This is a genomic window from Streptomyces calidiresistens, from assembly GCF_014141525.1.
In the GTDB taxonomy this organism is placed as follows: Bacteria; Actinomycetota; Actinomycetes; order Streptomycetales; family Streptomycetaceae; genus Streptomyces; species Streptomyces calidiresistens.
On sequence record NZ_VKHS01001031.1, the window covers coordinates 1 to 1,609 of the forward strand.

Here is a 1,609-nt window from a genome sequence, read left to right on the forward strand (position 1 = left end):
GAGCACGACCGACCGGCCGGGGGCGGGGAGCCGGGCCGGGGACCCCACGGCTCCCGCACCTCCCGGTCGCGGGAGGGTTCCGGAGTCGCCTCCCGGGGCCCGGACGGTTCGGGGGCAGGCGGTCCCGTCCCTGCGTCCGCGCCCGTCGGTCTTCCCGCCCTCGTCCCCGTCCCCGGTCCGGGGGTCGGGGGTCCGCACCGGGTCCGCCGGTCGGGGCGCGGCGCCTCCCGTGCCGCGATCCCCGTGCTCCCCCGGGTCCTCCGCCGGTCGTTCGCTCGCGTGTTCCGTCCGGTCGAAGAGCACGACCCGGTCCCTGCCGCCCTGCTTGGCCCGGTACATCGCGAGATCGGCGCGGCGCAGGAGTTCGGCGGGACCGAGGCCCGGATCGGCGAAGGCGATGCCGATGCTGGCGGCGATCCGTACCGTCGCGCCGTTCTCCCCCGGGCCCTCCGTGTCCGTCCGGGATGCGGCCGGATCGCGACCCGCCACCGCCTCCGTCGGGGTGCCGACCCGGTAGGGGCGGGAGAGCGCGACGCGGACCCGCTCGGCGATCTCCACCACCCGGGCCCGACGATCGGCACCGTCCTCCCCGCCGGGGTCGCCCACGATCAGGGCGGCGAACTCGTCCCCGCCGAGTCGGGCGGTGGTGTCGCCGGCGCGGACCGACTCCCGCAGCCGGCGGGCGGCCTGGACCAGCAGTTCGTCCCCCGCCTGGTGGCCGATGGTGTCGTTGACGGCCTTGAAGCCGTCGAGGTCGATGTAGAGGACGGCCGCCGGGCTGTCCCCCGCCCGGCGGCCGCCGAGCGCGCGGCGCATCCGATCGGTGAACAGCGCCCGGTTGGGCAGGTCGGTGAGGGGGTCGTGGAAGGCATGGTGTCGCAGGCGCTCCTGCAACCGCACCCGCTCGGTGACGTCCCGGCTGGTGAGCACCAGGCCGTCGCGGTGACGGTTGACGCAGGACTCGATGTTGAGCCAGTGCCCGGCCCCGTGGCGGATCCGGCACTCGACCCGCACGGTGGCGTCGGGCGGGCCGTCGGCCGTCAGGAAGCGGCGCAGTTCGTGCAGGACCTCGCCCATGTCCTCGGGGTGGACGAGGCCGGCCAGCCGGCGGCCCACGAGGTGTTCGGGGTCGGTGCCCCAGACGGTGCCGGCGGCCGGACTGACGTACCGCAGGGACCCGTCCGGGTCCGCGATCATGATGACGTCGCTGGAGCCCTGCACCAGGGACCGGAAGTGGTGTTCCTGGCGGGCGAGCTCGCGGGTGAGCGCGATGTTGTCGGCGAGCATGATCGCCTGGCGGACCAGCAGGGCCAGCACCACGGCGCCGGTGGTGGCCACCACGACCCAGTCGGGTGAGCCGGGGGAGATGGGTGCCTGCGCTCCTCCCGGCACGCCGCGCGGGGCGAGGGTGATGAGGGCTCCCAGGACGCAGACCGCCGCGGCGAGGTAGGGGGCGAAGGCGGAGAGCGAGGGGGTGGGGCCGCGCAGGGCGGACCTCCTGCCGTCATCGGGCGGGTCACCGGGTGCGCGCCGGGCGGCGCTCCCGATTCGGGTCGGGCCCCCGAGGTCCGTGCCGGGCACGGACCTCGGGCGGGCGGGGAACGGGCCG

At 76.4% G+C, this 1,609-nt stretch carries 1 protein-coding gene; it reads right to left on the minus strand.

The window, feature by feature from the left end:
* The coding region (locus FOE67_RS25195; protein ID WP_323385489.1) for a diguanylate cyclase at window positions 1-1,581 on the minus strand (1,581 nt) is incomplete at its 3' end.
* Between the last annotated feature and the right edge of the window lie 28 nt (window positions 1,582-1,609).